Source organism: Brevibacillus ginsengisoli, from assembly GCF_050113715.1.
GTDB classification, from domain to species: Bacteria; Bacillota; Bacilli; order Brevibacillales; family Brevibacillaceae; genus Brevibacillus_H; species Brevibacillus_H ginsengisoli.
This window is the reverse complement of sequence record NZ_JBNJQR010000001.1, coordinates 508,746-527,449: the sequence shown is the minus strand read 5'-3', so window position 1 is coordinate 527,449 and position 18,704 is coordinate 508,746. Positions and strand designations below refer to the sequence as shown.

Below are 18,704 nucleotides of genomic sequence, written 5' to 3'. Positions count from 1 at the left end.
TTCTAAGATGGCTTGGAGTCTGAAGATGTTTTTCGCGCTTGCTGGCGCGTCTTGATCTCTTGCTCATACCCGATATCCTTCGGTTGATACAAATGGTAATGGATACCATCCGGGAAGTACTGCTGAGGGACATACCCTTGTGGATAATTGTGCGGGTAGAGATAGCCTTGCCCATGCCCAAGTTTGGCAGCCCCTTTATAGCTTTGATCCCGCAAATGGACAGGAACGGGTTTGTGACCGTCTGCCTGAATGACGGAAAGAGCCTGGTTGATGCCATTGTATGCGGCATTGCTCTTGGGCGCTTGTGCCAAATAGGTTGTGGCTTGGCCGAGAGGAATTCGCCCCTCAGGCATTCCAATCACCTGTACCGCCTGAAAGCAAGCCATTGCCACACTGATTGCCTGCGGATCGGCGTTCCCTACATCCTCTGAAGCCGAGATGATCAGTCGTCTAGCAATAAACTTAGGATCCTCTCCCGCGTCAATCATCCTCGCCAGCCAATAAAGAGCGGCGTCGGGATCGGACCCGCGAATCGATTTGATAAAAGCGGAGATCGTGTCGTAATGGTTATCTCCGCTTTTGTCATAGCGAACCGCACGACGCTGAATGGATTCAACCGCAACCTCAAGGTCAATCCTCGTCTTCCCATCAATGGACGGTGGCGTCGTGGTAACCGCAAGCTCCAGCGCGTTCAATAATCGTCTGGCATCCCCTTCCGCATAGCGAATAAGATGTTGCCTTGCCTCTTCATCCACTTCAACCGCAAGCTCTCCCAATCCCATTTCTTGATCCGTTAACGCTCGCTCCATAACTTGCCCAAGCTCCTGCTCGGTGAGAGGCTGCAGCGGAAAAATTTGCGACCGGGATAATAGCGCAGAGTTGACTTCAAAAAAAGGATTTTCCGTCGTGGCGCCAATCAGGATAATGGTCCCCTCCTCCACAAAAGGGAGAAGGGCATCTTGTTGGGATTTGTTGAAGCGATGGATTTCATCCACGAACAACGTCGTCCTCTGCTGGCTCATGACCAGTCGATCCTTAGCTTCTTCCACGATCTTGCGAATATCCGCCACCCCGGCTGTTACAGCATTCAGTTCAGAGAAGTGCGTCTTGGTGGTATTAGCAATGACTTTGGCAAGGGTGGTTTTACCTGTACCAGGCGGACCATAAAAAATAAAAGAAGAGACCTGATCCGCTTCAATCGCGCGGCGAAGCAGTTTTCCAGGCGCAAGAATATGCGATTGTCCAATAACTTCATTAATCGCGCGTGGTCTCAGTCGCGCCGCAAGCGGCTTCGATCGATCGACCGCTTGTTGTTCATAAGCAAATGAAAACAAATCCATAGCTCTTACCCTTTCTTCGGTTCAAATCCAATCAAATCACGCACGACAACACTAGCGAGAATCAGTCCTGCTACAGATGGAACGAACGCGTTACTTGCTGGCGGCTGCTTTACTTTACGAATCGGCGAATCAGGGTTCGTCACAATCTGCTCTTGTACGTCTGTCCGAATGGTAACCGGAATTTCTTTGGAATAAACCACTTTTACTCCTTTAAAAATGCGTTCTTTGCGAAGCTCGCGACGAATGACCTTGGCAATTGGGTCGTAGCTGGTCTTGGAGATATCCGCAACCTCGAAGCGAGTTGGGTCCATTTTATTGGCGGCTCCCATACTGGAGATGATCGGAATGTTCCGTTTTTTCGCTTCCAAAATGACGTGAATTTTGGCCGAGACGGTATCCATTGCATCCACGATATAATCAATTTGGTGTTCAAATAAGTGATCTGCTGTACTCTCATCATAAAACATATTTAGCGTGATCACTTCACATTCAGGGTTGATAGAAGCGATCCGTTGTTTCATTAACTCTGTTTTTTCCTGGCCGATCGTATTTAAGGTGGCGTGAATTTGTCGATTAATGTTGGTAATATCTACAACATCTTTATCCAGTAAAATCAGTTTGCCAACGCCGGTTCGGGCAAGCGCTTCCACTGTAAAGGAACCTACTCCACCGATCCCTAACACAGCGACCGTGCTGTTCTTCATGATGTCTAAACCTTCTGGCCCAAATGCCAATTCACAACGAGAGAATTGATGTAGCATGCAGTAACAACCTTTCAAATATATGATAATCTTGATCGGAAAAGTAGGAATGAAACATGGGAAAAGAGCCCCAGTATGCCGTGAAGCACCACAGTTTTGAACCTGCGCTAGCAGGTGGGTGTTCTGCCAAATCTTCCAGACTTCCACTCCAACGAGGCATGTCTTCCAGATCACGGACAACCGAACTCCCGAGAAGAATCTTTGTGGCTCAAAACTAAAGGATAATCACGTACATCGCAGGGCTCTATTTTTGAGGTAATCGTATCATATTGTGATTCTTGAACGCAAGTTTGCCCCCTAAAATTAGGGGGCAAAGTGTAGTTGATCTATGCCTTGACTTCCTCTTCTTTTACCGCGGTAGTCGCGATGTGAAGCTGAAGCAATTGATCCAGATCGACCTCACCTGGAGCGTTCACCATCAGGTCGCTTGCGCTTGCCGTTTTCGGGAAGGCAATGACTTCACGCAAGTTGGTGCGACCAGCCATAAGCATGATCAAGCGGTCCAAGCCGAGGGCCATTCCACCATGCGGAGGCGTACCGAAGTCGAATGCATCCAAGAGGTACCCGAATTTTTCTCTGGCTACTTCTGGGGTCATGCCGAGTGCCTTGAACATTTTTTCCTGAATGTCGCGTTTGAAGATCCGCATGGAACCCCCGCCAAGCTCATATCCGTTCAAGACCATGTCGTACGCTTGTGCGCGCATTTCGGCCGGGTTGGTGTCAAACAGGTGCAAATCTTCATCTTTTGGACGCGTGAACGGATGGTGAAGCGCTACATAGCGACCAGCTTCTGCATCCCACTCAACCAGCGGGAAGTCTACAACCCACAGGAAGGCAAATTCGTTCTGGTCGATGAGACCCAATTCGTTACCCAGCTTGGAACGAAGCGCACCCAATGCGTCTGCTACTACTTTTGGTTTGTCCGCTACGAACAAGAGCAGGTCTCCTTCTGTCGCGTCCATACGAGCTTGCATAGCCGTGATCTCTTCCGGAGTGAAGAATTTGGCGATAGGGCCTTTGGCTTCTCCATCTTTGAAACCGATCCAAGCCAAGCCTTTTGCTCCATAACGGCTCGCGAATTTACCGAGGTCATCCGCTTCCTTACGGGAGTAATGCCCGCAGCCTTTTGCGTTGATCGCTTTTACCTGACCGCCGCTCTCCACTGTGCTTGCGAATACTTTGAATCCGCTGGTTTTCACCAAATCGGATACGTCGGTCAACTCCATGCCAAAACGGACGTCTGGCTTGTCGGAACCATAGCGATCCATTGCTTCCGCATAAGTCATGCGCGGGAATGGCGTCGGGATTTGTTCTCCCAGTGTTTCTTTGAACACGTGTGCAACCATGTTCTCCATCATCGGAAGTAGCTCTTCCATTGGCAGGAAGGAGGTCTCAATATCGACTTGCGTAAATTCTGGCTGACGGTCAGCGCGCAAGTCCTCGTCACGGAAGCAACGAGCGATTTGATAATAACGCTCAAAACCGGAAACCATCAAAAGCTGCTTGAACAGCTGCGGAGATTGCGGCAACGCGTAGAATTCACCCGGATGCACACGGGATGGCACCAGGTAGTCGCGTGCTCCTTCAGGCGAGCTATTCGTCAACATTGGCGTCTCCACTTCCATGAAGCCATGTTGGTCGAGGTAGTCACGGAATGCTTTGGCAGCCTTGCTGCGAAGCAAGAAGGTGCGTTGCATTTCCGGTCTACGAAGGTCAAGATAGCGATATTTCAAACGCAGCGATTCATCTACATCGACATTGTCTTCAATCAGGAACGGAGGTGTTTTGGCTTCGTTCAGGATGGTGATTTCAGAAGCGACAATCTCGATTTCTCCTGTTTTCAGCTTAGTGTTGACCGCTTCTGGAGCGCGTTCAACCACTTTCCCTTTAATTGCTAGAACATACTCGCCACGAGCTTTATCAGCGATTGCCCAAGCCTCTTTATTTACTTCCGGATTGAATACTAGCTGAACCAAACCGGTACGGTCTCTTAGATCGATGAAGATGACTCCACCCAAGTCACGACGTTTGTTCACCCAACCACTCAGGCTGATTTCTTGACCAACATGCTGTTTCGTTACTTCGCCACAAAAAATAGAACGATACATGTAAATCCCCTCCGGATTATTTAGAATGATTTATTTCACCAAAACTGCGGCTACATCTTCCAACTTGATTTCTTGTTGCTCGCCCGTTGCCATTTCTTTAAGGACAACCGTTCCATTAGCCAGCTCTGATTCGCCAATAATCGCGGCATAGCGAGATTGATAGCGATCTGCTGCTTTTAATTGCGCCTTCATTTTGCGTCCCAGGTAATCCATATCAGCGGATACCCCTGCTTGACGAAGCAGATCCAGCAGGTAGAAGGCTTTCGCTTTGGCTTCTGGTGTCTGAACGACCACAAAACAGTCAAGCGCTGGCGCACCCGGCAAGCTGATTCCTTGTTTCTCAAGCGCGAGCAACAATCGCTCAATACTTAAAGCGAAACCAATGCCCGGCATATCCTCTCCCCCTATTTCGGAAACCAGACCATTATATCGGCCGCCTCCGCAAAGGGTCTCGACGGCTCCAATCTCCGCCATCTTAATCTCGAACGCGGTCAACGTATAGTAATCCAGACCACGAACCAGTCGAGGGTTGATCGTGTAAGAAATATTCAAATCGCATAGGTGCTGCAGAACTTCTTCAAAGTGAGCCATCGATTCAGGACTCAGATAATCGAGAATGGACGGCGCATCTTGGGTTAAGTTCTTGCACTTATCCACTTTACAGTCAAGGACACGCAACGGATTACGATCCATGCGTGATTGACAGTCCGCACATAGCTCATGACGGATTGGTTGGAAATATTCCAACAGCTTCTCGCGATGTCTCGCGCGATCTTCTAAAGTACCTACACTGTTTAATTCCACCGTAATTCCTTGCAGTCCGAACTCTTGGTAAAAACGAACCGCTACCGCAATGGTTTCCGCGTCAATCGCAGGATCACTGGAGCCGATCGCTTCCACACCAAATTGGGTAAATTGGCGGTAACGCCCTGCCTGTGGACGCTCGTGGCGGAACATCGGACCAATGTAGTACAGCTTGGTAGGCTGAACTGGCGAACCGTACAGCTTTTTCTCCACATAGGAACGAACGACACCCGCAGTACCTTCCGGACGCAGCGTCAGTTGGTCCTCACCGCGAGATTCCACGCTGTACATCTCTTTTTCCACAATATCGGTTGTCTCGCCCACACCGCGTTGAAACAGTTCGGTCTGTTCAAAAATCGGCGTGCGGATTTCCTGATAGTTGTAGCGGCGGCAAAGATCGCGCGCTTTGGCTTCAATGTGCTGCCAAAGTTCAACGGTGCCGGGCATAATGTCTTGCGTGCCACGCGGAATTTGAATCTTGGACATAATCTTCCCTCCACTATTCATGTATTGCTTATTGGAACGCGCTCAAGCCTTGAGGCACGTGAGTTTTATGGATATACGCAAAAAACCCCCGTCCCCAGCATGATGCATTCACGCCAGGGACGAGAGTCTTATATACTCCCGTGGTGCCACCCTTATTGGATACGAGATCCCACTTCATTACCCTTAACGCAGGTTCACGCCCGATCGTTACTAGACATAGTCGTTCACGGAGGTCTTCAGGGAAGTCATTCACCAAGTCGTCACAGAGAAGTGCTTTCAGCCACGGCACTTCCTCTCTAGCTATGCGTATTCCCGGCTACTTGGTCCCGTCATCAGATCAAGATATGAAAAACTTATATCGAATCATAGCAAATGCATGAAACAGAAGTCAACTGTTCTGTCAGGAAAACTTTTTCTATCAAGCAATTATCATGATTGTTGGACGTACCCGTAGACCTCATCTAGCGCCCGAATCTTCTCTACCACAAGCTGTTTATAGGTCTCGTTATAGGTTTTGGGATCTTTCGGGTTGGGAAAACGAGTCAATTGACCACTGCCCGGTTTCATCAGCTTGGAGACCGCTCCGCAGCCCAATCCGAGAATCGTCTGTACCTCTTCCATGATCATGATGTTATAGATGCTCTCTTGCCCCCGAACCGCATAGCCGATGTTCTCCAAATTGCCCAGGATGTTTTTCTGGCGATAGAGATAGTAGGGCAAGTAATCATGCTCTCGCGTCCACTCGGAAGCTAGCCGCATCATTTGCTGAATCTCGTCACGACTGGCCACCTTGTAGCGTTCCTTGTTTTGCGTCATTTCGGAAGCTCGCTTGAATGACAGCGTATGAACGGTGAGGGAGGTTGGTTTCAAGCGTTCCACTTCCGCCAAGCTGTTTCGCATCTCCTCAAGCCCTTCGTTAGGCAAGCCAATAATCAGGTCCATGTTGATATTGGTAAGCCCCATCGACATAGCCAGTTCATATTTCTCAATGACTTCAGCAACGGAGTGATGGCGTCCGATTGCCTCCAGCGTCTCATCCGTAAATGACTGCGGATTGATGCTGATCCGATCCACCTTCCACTTCTTCATCACATTCAGTTTATCAGCGGTAATCGTATCAGGTCGCCCAGCCTCTACCGTTAGCTCACGCACCTTGTCCATATGCGGGAACGACTGATGGAGCGCTACAAACAATTGGTCCAATTCCTCAGCCGTAATACTGGTCGGTGTCCCTCCGCCAAAATAAATCGAGGTAATCCGCAGATCGTGTCGCTTCAGCCATTCTCCCGTTGCCCGGATTTCGTACATTAAGCCTTCTAGGAAGACGTTGACGTTCTCCTTTTGCGCCTGAATGGCATACGCCGGGAAAGTACAGTAAGCGCATTTGGTCGGACAGAAGGGAATCCCAATGTAAATGGACAGTTCACGATCAATGGAATAAAGATCGGGAACCACCTGAAGCTGCTTGTCCACAATTTCTTGCAGCAAATCCAGCTTGTACGGACGCATCATATAATCTTCCCGCAGATGTCGATGCGCCTCTTCACGGCTCATGCCAGAGGTGAGGAATTTATGCAACAGCTTCGTCGGGCGAATCCCGGTGAGGATGCCCCAACCCTGCTCGATTCCTGTCAGCCGTTCCAAAAGGCTTAAGAGTGTATAGCTTATGGCTTGCTTGGCTGTCTTACGCTCTGCTTTTTCCGTCCGCTCTTGATAGTTGCGCTTGTATGAAAACTCGTATCGCTCCTTGTCGCGTAAGATCTCTCCGTACGCTTGAACGCCATCAGACTCTGGAGTTATCGAGAGCCATATGCGAATATCGGCTTCTGAATTATCCCACTGGGTTACGTATTGCACTTCAGGGTCTTCATAAAACAAAGCAAGAATAAAACCAATCTCCCGCTCAAAAGAATGTCCCTCGTTACGGACTTGAATCAAACTGTTCACCTGCTTTTCCATTTCACTAGAGACAGTTTATCGAACGGCTGAAGCACGGTCAATCCAGGTTGACACTTTTCGCTACCTCTTCATCCTCTTTCGTAGCTGATGGACGTCCTTGATGCTGATATCAAATTCGGATGAGAGTTCCACGTCGTTAAGGACACTTTCCTTTTCAATAAAATCATGAAAATCAACAGAGAAAAGCCTTCTGTTGGATTCTTGCGCGAATGTTTCATTGATCGATTGCCGCATTGAACATCCTCCTTTTTCTCCTAGTAGTCTTGCCTTTTCCGCCAAATTCCACACATCTCGCTTTGGCCATTCGAAAACGCTAGGAAGTTTGACAAGAATCAATCGAGCTATTTTTCACAAAAAAATGCTAATTGTGTCGTTACTTGCAGGAAAAATGAGGGACTAAGAAGAAAGAGTAATGTCGGACGGAAAATTTAGGGTGATAGATTAATAGCTTAGAGAGGGTGAGCCTTTTGAACAGACTTAGAATTTGCAGCATACTCGCACTAGCTTGTCTCCTCCTCCCCGTAATGCCCGCCGAGGCAGCACCGAATGTTGTTCAAGGAACTGTAGACAAGCTTAATATCAGATCAGGACCTGGTCTAACATACAACGTGGTCAAACAATTACCCCGTACACACAAAATGAATGTTCTTACCGAGAAAAACGACTGGTATCAGGTCACCCTGCCAGACGGAACCAAAGGTTGGATTGCCAGCTGGTTAGTGAAACCGGTCGGCGGAAAAGATGTTATCGCGGTCAATTCGGCAAAACCAAGCAAAAGTGCCAAGACCCCCGTGAGTACGCCAAACAGCTCGGGTACTAAACCATCTGGCACGGCGAATTCAGGCACAGTTCATTCAGGTACTGGGAAGTCAACCACCAGTCAGCCTGGCGGAACCAATGGGAAGTCTTATATTCAAAGCAATGTAACAAATCTAAATGTTCGTTCGGCTCCAAATCAGACAGCTTCCATTGTTCAAAAGATTAATCCCGACAAATCGTACCCGCTTGTCCAAAAAAATGGTCAGTGGGTCCAAATCAAGCTCTCCCCTACCCAAACTGGTTGGGTGGCGAGTTGGTTGGTGAAAGAGGCTGGGAAAGAGGCTGGGAAAGAAGCCGTAAAAGAATCTGGGAATATCGCAACAAATCCTGTCCCCTCTCCGACCACTGTGGTAAAAGTGAACGCTACCAATGTGAATCTGAGAAGCCAACCGAATACCACAAGTAACGTTGTAGGCAAGCTGACACAAGGTGATAACCTCACTATTCTTACTCGCAAAGGAGAATGGATTCAGGTTCGAACCCCAAATCAGCAAATCGGTTGGGTCGCTGGCTGGCTCGTGGCTGCTTCACCTTCATCCGAAGATGATCAGGAACCGACAGTATCTCCTGGAGATGTTACACCGACAGAACCCGGTTCACCACAGGTTACCATCCTGAATCCCGACACGAATGTTCGCTTGGGACCTGGAATTACCTATGACATTGTTGGAAACGTACAGCCCGGCGAACATTACCCGATTCTGGCAACGGAAGGTGAATGGGTTCGCATCCAGTTATCCGACGGAACAATTGGATACGTGGCTGGATGGATTGTCAATGCGGATGGTAAAGGGACAACCAATATCGTACACAGCGACTCGCTCAAAAATAAAGTGATTGTCGTCGACGCTGGACACGGTGGAGATGATACGGGAGCAATCGGGAAAAGCTTCGGTACACAAGAAAAAACAATTAATCTCCAGGTTGCCCTCGATCTCAAAGCAAAGCTGGAAGCCGCAGGTGCCAAGGTCGTCATGACACGAAGCGACGATTGGAAACCCTCGCTTCAACAACGCGTAGATATTGCCGTGAACAACAAGGCCGATCTGTTTGTCAGTATCCACCATAACACTCACCCCAATCCCACGATAAATGGTAGTATTATTTTTTACTACTATGAAGGGGAATCTAGTAAGCTTGCATCGATGGTTCAATCGGAGATCGTTAAGACTACCAACTATGCGGACCTTCATTCCCGTTTCGGAGATTATCACGTCTTGCGTGAGAATCCAATTGTTTCGATACTTTGTGAGGTTGGTTTCTTATCGAATCCAGATGAAGAAACGCGTGTGCGCTCCGCTAATCAAGAAGACCTCGCGGCGGAAGGAATTTTTAACGGTATTGCCCGCTATTTTGCGTCACAATCTAGTGATTAAATTTAAAAAAGCACCGACCGAATCGTCCATCTCTAACGATTCAGTCGGTGCTTTTTTACGTAACAGTGTTAACCAACCAACACTTCATAGCAATTATTGCGGATCACTTTCAACAATCAAAGTGACGGGTCCGTCATTGATCAGATGGACCTGCATCATCGCCCCAAACTTGCCCGTCTCAACCTTAAGCCCCTTGTCCCGAAGCTTCTGATTGAACAGCTCGTACAATCCTTCGGCAATCTCAGGTCGGGCCGCCGCCATGAAATTGGGTCTGCGCCCCTTCCGGCAATCCCCGTACAGCGTGAATTGCGACACCGAAAGGATTTGTCCTCGGGTATCCAGGACAGACCAGTTCATTTTATCTTCTTCATCACTGAAAATTCGCAGATTGGCTACTTTATCCGCGACAAATTCGACATCCTTCTCTGAATCGTTGTGGGTAATGCCAACCAACAGCATCAGTCCGTGCTGGATTTGTCCGACAATCTCTCCTTCTACCTCCACTCGCGATTCCAAACAACGCTGAACGATTACTCTCATCTTTGCATACCCCTTTGCAACCTTGTCCTTTTTTATCCTGTCTACAAAGAAAGAAGCAGCACTTCAAAAAGGGCCGCTTCCACTAACCTACGTATTTAAAATCCGACGAACCGAGTAAATATCCTTGATCCGTTTGATTCGCTCCACGACCTTCTGCAAATGATCCAGATTGCTGATCGAAATGGTCATGTGAATCGTAGCCACCCGGTTTTTATCGGCTTTGCCGCTTACAGCCGTAATATTGGTTTTGGTCTCTCCAACCACATGCAGCACGTCATTTAGAAGACCGCTTCGATCATGGCCGGTAATCTCAATATCCACATTGTAATTATGCTTGATATCGCTCTCCCATTCCACTTCGATCAAGCGCTCGCTGCAGTCGTCCGTCAAGATGTTCGTGCAGTCCTTCCGATGAATCGAAACTCCACGTCCGCGTGTTATAAATCCAACGATATCGTCGCCAGGAACCGGTGTACAGCAACGAGACAATCGTACCAACAAGTTGTCGATCCCTTTGACGCGTACCCCATTCTCACTCTTGACGGTTTGATGAATGGTTGACGTCGGTTTGAATTCTGGGATGACTTGCTCTTCCCGTTCTTTGCGCAATTTCTCCGTAATGCGTGAAACAGCCTGAGAAGCCGTTAAGCCGCCATAGCCTACTGCCGCGTACAGATCATCTAGCGCTTGAAAATTAAACTTGTTAGCCGCATCCTGAAGATTCTCGTCCGTCATGGCTTCTTTTAAGGTAAAGCCTCGATCTTTGATCTCCGCTTCAATCATCTCTCTGCCTTTGATCACATTCTCTTCACGCTTTTCGCGTTTAAACCATTGTTTGATCTTATTGCGCGCTTGAGCGGATTTGGCAATCTTCAGCCAGTCCTGACTAGGACCAAAGGAGTTCTTGGAAGTTAAAATCTCCACAATGTCTCCTGTTTTGAGCGCGTGATCCAGCGGTACGATCTTTCCGTTCACTTTGGCTCCGATGCAACGATTCCCTACCGCAGAGTGAATACGATAGGCAAAATCAAGTGGAACAGACCCTTTGGGCAATTCAATGACTTCGCCCTTCGGTGTAAATACGAATACCGTATCAGAGAACAAGTCCTGCTTCAAAGACTCCATGAACTCTTGGGCATTCGGCGCTTCCTCTTGCCCACCCTGGATAATCTCACGTAGTGTGCCGATTTTCTCTTCAAAATTGCCTTGAACCTGTCCTTTGCCCTCTTTATACGCCCAGTGTGCGGCAATCCCGATCTCCGCTGTCTGATGCATCTCCCAGGTACGAATTTGAACCTCCAGAGGGTCTCCTTTGGGTCCAATCACGGTCGTATGCAGTGATTGGTACATGTTGGCTTTCGGCATGGCGATGTAATCCTTAAAACGGCCAGGCATCGGTTTCCACAGGGTATGGACAATTCCTAAGACTGCGTAACAGTCCCGTATATCATGAACAATAATGCGGAGTGCCAGCAGGTCATAAATTTCATTGAACTGCTTGCTCTGCGTTGTCATTTTTTTATAGATACTGTAAATATGTTTCGGGCGTCCAGAGATTTCCGCTTCAATGTGGAGCTCTCGCAATTTCTCTTGGATAGTTTCCGTTGCTTCGCTGATGTACTCCACACGTTCGGTTCGCTTCTTTTGCATCAGGTTGACGATACGGTAGTATTGCTGAGGGTTTAAATAACGCAGCGAGATATCCTCTAGCTCCCATTTGACGGAAGCAATCCCCAATCGATGAGCAAGAGGGGCAAAAATCTCAAGGGTCTCATCCGAGATTTCGCGTTGTTTCTCTTCTGACATATGCTTCAGAGTACGCATATTGTGCAGACGGTCCGCCAACTTGATCAGAATAACGCGGATGTCCTGCGCCATCGCAACCAGCATTTTCCGGTGATTCTCAGCCAGTTGCTCTTCCTTGGATTTATATTTGATTTTCTCGAGCTTCGTTACCCCATCAACCAGCAACGCTACTTCGTCCCCAAAATCCTTCCGAAGCATGTCTAGCGTAATATCTGTGTCCTCTACGACATCATGCAGGAACCCAGCCGCTACAGTTGTCGCATCTAATTTAAGATTAACGAGAATACCCGCAACCGCAATTGGATGCATGATATAAGGGACCCCTGATTTGCGCACCTGGCCCTCGTGTGCTTTCATAGCCAGTTGATACGCGCGTTCGACTATCGCTACATCTTCTGGCGGCATATAGGTGCTAGCCTTCTTAATTACCTCATCGACACCCGTTGTCATAGTTACCTTCCCTTATCCTCCAAAATATATCAGTCCCATGCATTGTCTTCAGCTTCTTCGTAAGGGTACAAAGAAAATCAATCGTCCACCCGATATGCACAAAATCTAATAAAAGACTGTTTTCATATTATTATCTTGTAATAACACGTGATTGTAAAGGTAAAAGATATAGAAAAGACTTCGTCCCTCTACGCTCTGTTTAGACTTTTGCGGGCTTACGTGAATGGATAAGCTCAGTCACTTTACCACTGTAAAGCAATTGAACTTTCTGAGATTATAACAAAAACGGGCAAAATATGCCCGTTTTTCATTTTAGTACTGTACCAAAGATTTAACTGGAATATCGTCCATTACCTTGCGTCCATCCAGGTAGGACAATTCAATGAAGAAAGTTGCCCCTACTACCACACCGCCTAATTCCTCAATCAACTTGATCGTAGTCGAGATGGTACCGCCTGTCGCCAACAAGTCATCCGCGATAAGAACTCGTTGCCCTGGTGTAATCGCATCCACGTGCATAGCCAAAGCGTCTTTTCCATATTCCAGGCTGTAATCGGCTTTGATGGACTCATACGGCAATTTGCCGGATTTGCGAACCGGGATGAACCCAACCCCAAGAGCATAAGAAAGTGGAGCACCTACGACAAACCCACGCGCTTCAGGTCCAGCAATTACATCGACATTTAAATCCTTGGCAAAATTGGCCAACTCGTCAATCGACGCTTTGTAGGCTGGTCCATCCTTTAACAAGGTGGTAATGTCTTTGAAACGGATACCTGGTTGTGGGAAGTCAGGAATAACGCGAATGTACTCTTTAAAATTCATTGTAAAAATCCTCCTAGAGGACGGTATCAACCATCCATTGATTCAAGTAGTGGTGTAATTGTTCTTGCGAGGAAAGAAGCAAATCGGTAGCAAGTTCCGCCTCTTCCTTCCAATTCGAGTAGAGTTGTGAATGTTCGAGCGGGACTTTTTTGGGGATCGGGTCTAGCTTGTAGTGATCTGCTTCCGCTAGGATGAACCCCAATTCCACAAACACCGCCAGCATCAAATCTAACTTCGTCCGTTTCCACGCCAATTTCTTCGCAAGGGCATCGAGCGAAGAAATTTGAATGTGTGGGTACTGATGAAATACTTGATAAAGCCGCTTGAATTGATCACGGTGTGGAAACTCAATTTTATCCAATGTCAGGTTGGGGTCGCCAAACATGACATAGATTCTTTGGATTCGTTCAGACGCTTGAATGACCCATTGCAACGCTTCTTTTTTCTTTGGTAAATCAAACATAATCAGCGTCTGGCAGTTTACAAGATCGGGTAAGGAGTGACGAAGCCTTACAAGATCCGTGGCATCAATCAAATTGAGGGATTCTGATTGATTCCGGTATTCGCTTAATTGAGCAAAAGTTTCATCCGTGAACACCAATGTGTATGTGCCCACCTGATTAGCCAACTCTCGCCATCTCGATTCCTTATCTCGTAATCCACGCCAATCAAACAGCTGTCGGTGGTTGACCGCTATATCTTTCAATACGATTTGAGGCTTCCTGTTTCCGTTCCATTCATTTATAGACAGTTCCCCAATAATATGTGCCTTCGCCGAAGAAGTAATATGTTCACTAATCGCAGCGAGTGAAAAACCGATGGAATCGACACTATATCCATTCGCTGTAAGCGAACATTTGATATGAGAATCATCTCTGCCTATTTTACGCAATCCGGTCAACTCTACATTCTCCAGCTGCACAATCGGCGTAGGATTGCCCATCCCAAATGGCGCAAGTTGTTCAAAAGCTTCGATCGTTTTCAGACTAACTTCTTCAATCGGCATGGAGATGTCTACCCGCGCCAATGGGATCAAATCTTCATCCGTTAATACTTGCTTAGCAAACTGATTCATCTGCATTCTGAAGAGTTCAAGATTCTCGATCGGCATCGTCATTCCTGCCGCCATCGTGTGACCGCCGTAATGAGGAAGCAGCTCGTTACATGTCGTCAATGCTTCGTACAGGTCGAAGCCAGCCACGCTTCTAGCTGAGCCTTTGGCTGTTCCTTTTACAGGATCAATACACAAAACGATGGTCGGACGATAGAATTTCTCCACCATGCGTGAAGCGACGATTCCAACCACTCCAGGATTCCAATTTTCTTTGGCGAGCACCAATACGTGATGCTGATCTGGAGGGTATAAGTTTCGGACCATTTCTTCGGCTTCTTCGGCAATGGTTTGCACTAGCTCTTGACGCTCACGATTCAATTGATCCAATGTCTCTGCCAACTGATCCGCTTGTGCGGGATCGCTCTCAATCAACAGTTTAACCGCCGCTTCTGCTGTTTCTAGACGTCCACCCGCATTAATTCTCGGGCCAAGAGCAAATCCGACGTGACCCGCCGTCAAATCTTTATCGTCGAGACCACAGATTCGGATGAGCGATTTGAGACCGATGTTATTCGTATGATTTAACCGTTTCAATCCATACGTAGCCAGTAATCGGTTCTCATCAACAAGCGGCACCAAATCAGCGATGGTCCCAATAGCTGCTAAATCAACAAGATGCATGGGCAATTCGCCGAGCAGGGCATGGGCCAATTTGAAGGCGACCCCTACACCAGCGAGCATATCAAACGGATATGTACAACCCGGTTTCTTCGGATTGATCACTGCGTAAGCATCCGGAAGAATGGCTGGCGGTTCATGATGATCGGTGACAATGACATCAAGACCCAGCTCGTTCGCATAGGCCACTTGCTCAACTGCGCTGATTCCGGTATCCACTGTAATGATTAAGCCAAAACCTCTTTCATGCAGCTGGGCGATCGCTTCCTGATTTAATCCATAGCCTTCTGTAAAGCGATTCGGTATATAGTAGTCAAAGGTCGCTCCCATTTGACGCATAACGTGTACCATCAGTGTTGTAGAGCTTACCCCATCCGCGTCGTAATCCCCGTACAAGCAAATCGGTTCTTTTTGTTCCAGCGCGAGTCGAATTCTATTGACTGCCCGCTCCATTCCATCAAGTAAATATGGATCATGAAACTGGTCCGTACTCACGTTCAAAAAGGCATTGGCACGTTCCACCGTATCAATACCTCGAATGACTAACAGCTTGGCGAGCAGAGGGGAAATGCCACATTCACGAGCAATCTGGTCACTTCTTGCTTCTTCATATTCAGCTAATTGCCAACGTGATTTAGGCTTGAGCATTCAGCATCCTCCAATCCCCATTTATTATATTCGAAAACTTGGGTGCAGCCAAGACTGAGAAAAGACTTCGTCCCTCTATGCTCTGTTTAAGCTCGCGTGTAGCATTTACTGTCCGCTCCGTTTACTACGGAAGGGAGTCGACAAGAAAATCACTTAGGTTCTCAGTCTGATGTAAAGAATGCCGACTCTGTTCCTACCTTCGTTCACTCTGCTTGGTTTCGCTTAAAATGAGCGTCGAGCAGACGAAATCTTTTCTTGATGGCCTTACACAAATGGAAGGAATGTTTAATCACTTTAACTATGTAAAGTAATTAAACATTCCAACTTGATAAAGAAAGCCGCGGAATATAACCGCGGCTTCAGTATCTGAGCTTCTTGGCTTCGTTGATTATTAAGCTTCGTTCGGGCTTGGTGCCATGCGTTTTTTAAACATTTCCCGCTTTTTCAGCGTTACCCAAACTTGCGCCGCAATAAAGATGGAGGAATACGTACCACTCACTAATCCAAACAGCAAGCAGATTGAGAAGTTACGAATCCCTTCTCCACCCAAAACAGCTACAGCTAGGGCACAGAAGAATACGGTAGCAACGGTAAAGATCGAACGGCGCATGGTTTGCCACAAGCTGACATTGACCATATGCTCAAGCTCTTCCACATTGCGCACTTTCATCAGCCTTAAGTTCTCACGAATACGGTCAAAAATAACGACGGTATCGTTAATGGAGTAACCGACAATTGTTAAGATCGCCGCAATAAACGTCAAGTCTACCTCGATGTTGAAAATGGAGAACATGGCAATCGGGATCAAAACGTCATGCAGAAGCGCAACCACACAGGCAATCCCGAAATAAAATTGGAAGCGAATCGCGATATAAATGATAATCCCAATAGCAGCCAACAGAACGGCAATCGCCGCTTTTTCTACGAGCTCTTCTGCAATAACTGGTGATACAGTCGATTCTTGCTTGTTTACCTGAGGCCCGTATTTTGCTTTCATGGCGTCTTCAATTTTTGCCAGACGTGGCCCATCTACTGGTTGATCAAACGTGGTTGTTGCCGTGTCATGGTTAGTCCCCAATTTGGAGATTGGCTTAAACACAACATCTGGAACCTGTTGCTTGATAATCGCATCAACGTCTTGAGTGTTAAATTCTTTCCCGATAAATACATCCAGACGGGTACCAGACTTGAAGTCAACACCTAAATTCATCCCAAAAATCAGGGTATGAAGCAAACCTAAAACCAGAATGATAGTCGACAGGACATATAATTTCCGACGGTTCTTAACGATATCAAACTTGATGACATTATCGTGTTGGTTGTTGATCTTTTTAGAGCTCACCAATATCACTCTCCTTTACGCCGAACCATTTCGGTTTCTTAAACATGTTGGCATTAAGAAGCATCCAGAGCAATAAGCGGGAGCCGAAGACGTTGGTAATCAAACTCACGATCAATGTCATCGTAAGAATGATCGCAAAACCTTGAATAGAGCTTGTACCAAAATAGAACAAAACAGCGCAGGCAATCAAGGTAGTGACATGAGAGTCGATAATCGTAATAAACGAACGACGCTGTCCCATACGGAAAGCAGACAGAATAGTTTTTCCGCTGCGAATCTCTTCTTGAATGCGCTCATACGTAATAATGTTCGCGTCAACCGCCATCCCGACAGCCAGAATGAAACCGGCAATACCCGGAAGTGTCAATGTCGCGTTCATCCAGTCTAAAATGACCAAACAGAAATACGTAAACGCCGCCAAGGTAATATTCGCAATCATACCTGGCATGCGGTAAACAAGCAGCATAAAGATAAAGATGGCCGCTCCACCAATATAACCGGCAAAAATCGTTTGATGCAACGCCATATCCCCAAGGCTTGCCCCTACAGCTGTTGCCTGCATCTCAACCAACTTGGCTGGCAAGGCACCAGAATTCAGGATATCCGCTAATTCTTGGGCGGATTCAACCGTGTAATTCCCTGTAATTTGGGCACTTCCGCCAGAAATAACGGCTTGGATTTCTGGATTGGTCAACATATTATTATCCAAATAAATGGCGACACGTTTATGAAGATTAGCTCTAGTTACCTTTTCAAAAGCGTCTGCATTAGCAAACTTCAAGGTAACCAACGGACGTTGCAGGTTATCATAACCTACACCAGCCCCACCTGGAGCAAGATCGCTTCCGCGGAGAACTACCTTGCCGCTCTCGTCACGGAAAGTAAGTACGGCAGGCTTACCAATTAAATCACGAAGTTTCTCTTGATTGGTTACACCAGCCAGACGCACACGAATACGGTCAGGGTTCTCAATTGAGATTTCAGGTTCGGATACCCCACCGATGTTTACGCGTTTCTCAACCATTTTGGCTGTAGCCTTGAGAAGATCTGTTGTTACTTTTTGTCCTGGTTCCAGCGGTTCAACCTTGTACAAAATTTCGAAACCGCCTCGTAAGTCTAATCCAAGTACGATGTTTTTTGAGACTTGTCCTGTTGTCGTAAACATTAAGCCGCCCAAAACGGCGATTACGAGCAGGAAGAGCATAAACCTACTCCACTTTATCATTCTACTCGAAAGCTCCTTTCCCTAATGGCCACCCTTTATCAGAAGCCCAATCTTTGTAGCCCAATATTCCAATTATAGCGAAGTCAAAAAATGCATGTCAAATCCGCCCGGAATTCTTATACATGTTAATCATCAAGTAATTCATGTATTTGTTGGGTTTTAACGATAAAATGTCATTGACCAGTTGGTGTTTTCGCGGTAACTCCTTATACGATTGCGAGACACATTCCCAGATATCATTTGCTGAAATGTTGTCATAACCGAGCAGGACGAATTCCTCGGCCTTGCTCTGGCAAAGCTCCTCAACCTCCAGAAATACTGATTCTTTATTAAACGCTTCCCCCGCTGTCATCTGCGCTCACCTCTGAAAAAAAGTCATGCAAACTCCGGCACGTCCATACATTTAAGCATAGGAGTTTGCTTTACATATTGCTATCAGCAATTATTTCTATATTTGCCACTCCATCCTCCCCTCGTCCAAAC

Annotated in this window: 14 protein-coding genes and 1 other RNA gene; 1 reads left to right on the top strand and 14 read right to left on the bottom strand. The window is 47.1% G+C overall.

From position 1 onward, the window contains the following. Nucleotides 1–2: 2 nt before the first annotated feature. The 7 genes from ACQCN2_RS02630 to ACQCN2_RS02600 form a co-directional block, all read right to left on the bottom strand. The gene (locus ACQCN2_RS02630; protein ID WP_426927329.1) at nucleotides 3–1,340 is read right to left on the bottom strand and encodes an AAA family ATPase; all 1,338 of its coding nucleotides are present in this window, start codon (nucleotides 1,338–1,340) and stop codon (nucleotides 3–5) included. 5 nt (nucleotides 1,341–1,345) lie between these two features. After that, nucleotides 1,346–2,101, bottom strand: coding sequence for a tRNA threonylcarbamoyladenosine dehydratase (locus tag ACQCN2_RS02625; protein ID WP_426927328.1), 756 nt, complete (start codon nucleotides 2,099–2,101; stop codon nucleotides 1,346–1,348). Nucleotides 2,102–2,164: 63 nt separating this feature from the next. Next, a non-coding RNA gene (ssrS, locus tag ACQCN2_RS02620) (6S RNA) lies at nucleotides 2,165–2,347 on the bottom strand. 80 nt (nucleotides 2,348–2,427) lie between these two features. Beyond that, nucleotides 2,428–4,209: an aspartate--tRNA ligase gene (aspS, locus tag ACQCN2_RS02615; protein ID WP_426927327.1), complete on the bottom strand. Its 1,782-nt coding sequence runs from the start codon at nucleotides 4,207–4,209 to the stop codon at nucleotides 2,428–2,430. A 30-nt stretch (nucleotides 4,210–4,239) separates the two neighbouring features. Continuing rightward, nucleotides 4,240–5,499 carry a histidine--tRNA ligase gene (gene hisS / locus ACQCN2_RS02610; RefSeq protein WP_426927326.1) on the bottom strand — a complete coding sequence of 420 codons (1,260 nt, stop codon included), beginning with the start codon at nucleotides 5,497–5,499 and terminating at the stop codon, nucleotides 4,240–4,242. Nucleotides 5,500–5,928: 429 nt separating this feature from the next. Then, a complete protein-coding gene (locus ACQCN2_RS02605; protein WP_426927325.1) occupies nucleotides 5,929–7,437 on the bottom strand; it encodes a coproporphyrinogen III oxidase in 1,509 nt (502 codons plus the stop codon). An 81-nt stretch (nucleotides 7,438–7,518) separates the two neighbouring features. Further along, complete coding sequence (locus ACQCN2_RS02600) at nucleotides 7,519–7,692, bottom strand: hypothetical protein (protein WP_426927324.1); 174 nt, start codon at nucleotides 7,690–7,692, stop codon at nucleotides 7,519–7,521. Between the two features lie 233 nt (nucleotides 7,693–7,925). On the opposite strand from ACQCN2_RS02600, the gene ACQCN2_RS02595 reads away from it, so the two are divergent. Next, nucleotides 7,926–9,653 (top strand): N-acetylmuramoyl-L-alanine amidase family protein, encoded by a 1,728-nt coding sequence (locus tag ACQCN2_RS02595; RefSeq protein ID WP_426927323.1) that lies wholly within the window; start codon nucleotides 7,926–7,928, stop codon nucleotides 9,651–9,653. Between the two features lie 93 nt (nucleotides 9,654–9,746). On the opposite strand, the gene dtd is transcribed toward ACQCN2_RS02595, so the two are convergent. The 7 genes from dtd to ACQCN2_RS02560 form a co-directional block, all read right to left on the bottom strand. Continuing rightward, nucleotides 9,747–10,193 (bottom strand): D-aminoacyl-tRNA deacylase, encoded by a 447-nt coding sequence (dtd, locus tag ACQCN2_RS02590; RefSeq protein WP_426927322.1) that lies wholly within the window; start codon nucleotides 10,191–10,193, stop codon nucleotides 9,747–9,749. Nucleotides 10,194–10,280: 87 nt separating this feature from the next. Next, entirely contained in the window at nucleotides 10,281–12,449 is a 2,169-nt protein-coding gene (locus ACQCN2_RS02585) for a RelA/SpoT family protein (RefSeq protein WP_426927321.1), read from the bottom strand. 312 nt (nucleotides 12,450–12,761) lie between these two features. Next, the gene (locus ACQCN2_RS02580; RefSeq protein WP_426927320.1) at nucleotides 12,762–13,274 is read right to left on the bottom strand and encodes an adenine phosphoribosyltransferase; all 513 of its coding nucleotides are present in this window, start codon (nucleotides 13,272–13,274) and stop codon (nucleotides 12,762–12,764) included. Nucleotides 13,275–13,287: 13 nt separating this feature from the next. After that, on the bottom strand, nucleotides 13,288–15,654 hold the full coding sequence (recJ, locus tag ACQCN2_RS02575; protein WP_426927319.1) for a single-stranded-DNA-specific exonuclease RecJ: 2,367 nt from the start codon (nucleotides 15,652–15,654) through the stop codon (nucleotides 13,288–13,290). 391 nt (nucleotides 15,655–16,045) lie between these two features. Continuing rightward, nucleotides 16,046–16,996: a protein translocase subunit SecF gene (gene secF, locus ACQCN2_RS02570; RefSeq protein ID WP_426927318.1), complete on the bottom strand. Its 951-nt coding sequence runs from the start codon at nucleotides 16,994–16,996 to the stop codon at nucleotides 16,046–16,048. Further along, entirely contained in the window at nucleotides 16,986–18,221 is a 1,236-nt protein-coding gene (gene secD / locus ACQCN2_RS02565) for a protein translocase subunit SecD (RefSeq protein ID WP_426927317.1), read from the bottom strand. Before secD ends, secF begins: the two co-directional genes overlap by 11 nt. Before the next feature lie 97 nt (nucleotides 18,222–18,318). Continuing rightward, entirely contained in the window at nucleotides 18,319–18,573 is a 255-nt protein-coding gene (locus ACQCN2_RS02560; protein ID WP_426927316.1) for a post-transcriptional regulator, read from the bottom strand. Between the last annotated feature and the right edge of the window lie 131 nt (nucleotides 18,574–18,704).

What these genes read in the sequence shown, in the direction of transcription:
- ACQCN2_RS02630 (WP_426927329.1), bottom strand. Translation starts at nt 1,340, where the DNA reads ATGGATTTGTTTTCATTTGCTTATGAACAACAAGCGGTCGATCGATCG.
- ACQCN2_RS02625 (WP_426927328.1), bottom strand. Translation starts at nt 2,101, where the DNA reads ATGCTACATCAATTCTCTCGTTGTGAATTGGCATTTGGGCCAGAAGGT.
- aspS (WP_426927327.1), bottom strand. Translation starts at nt 4,209, where the DNA reads ATGTATCGTTCTATTTTTTGTGGCGAAGTAACGAAACAGCATGTTGGT.
- hisS (WP_426927326.1), bottom strand. Translation starts at nt 5,499, where the DNA reads ATGTCCAAGATTCAAATTCCGCGTGGCACGCAAGACATTATGCCCGGC.
- ACQCN2_RS02600 (WP_426927324.1), bottom strand. Translation starts at nt 7,692, where the DNA reads ATGCGGCAATCGATCAATGAAACATTCGCGCAAGAATCCAACAGAAGG.
- dtd (WP_426927322.1), bottom strand. Translation starts at nt 10,193, where the DNA reads ATGAGAGTAATCGTTCAGCGTTGTTTGGAATCGCGAGTGGAGGTAGAA.
- ACQCN2_RS02585 (WP_426927321.1), bottom strand. Translation starts at nt 12,449, where the DNA reads ATGACAACGGGTGTCGATGAGGTAATTAAGAAGGCTAGCACCTATATG.
- ACQCN2_RS02580 (WP_426927320.1), bottom strand. Translation starts at nt 13,274, where the DNA reads ATGAATTTTAAAGAGTACATTCGCGTTATTCCTGACTTCCCACAACCA.
- recJ (WP_426927319.1), bottom strand. Translation starts at nt 15,654, where the DNA reads ATGCTCAAGCCTAAATCACGTTGGCAATTAGCTGAATATGAAGAAGCA.
- secD (WP_426927317.1), bottom strand. Translation starts at nt 18,221, where the DNA reads ATGATAAAGTGGAGTAGGTTTATGCTCTTCCTGCTCGTAATCGCCGTT.
- ACQCN2_RS02560 (WP_426927316.1), bottom strand. Translation starts at nt 18,573, where the DNA reads ATGACAGCGGGGGAAGCGTTTAATAAAGAATCAGTATTTCTGGAGGTT.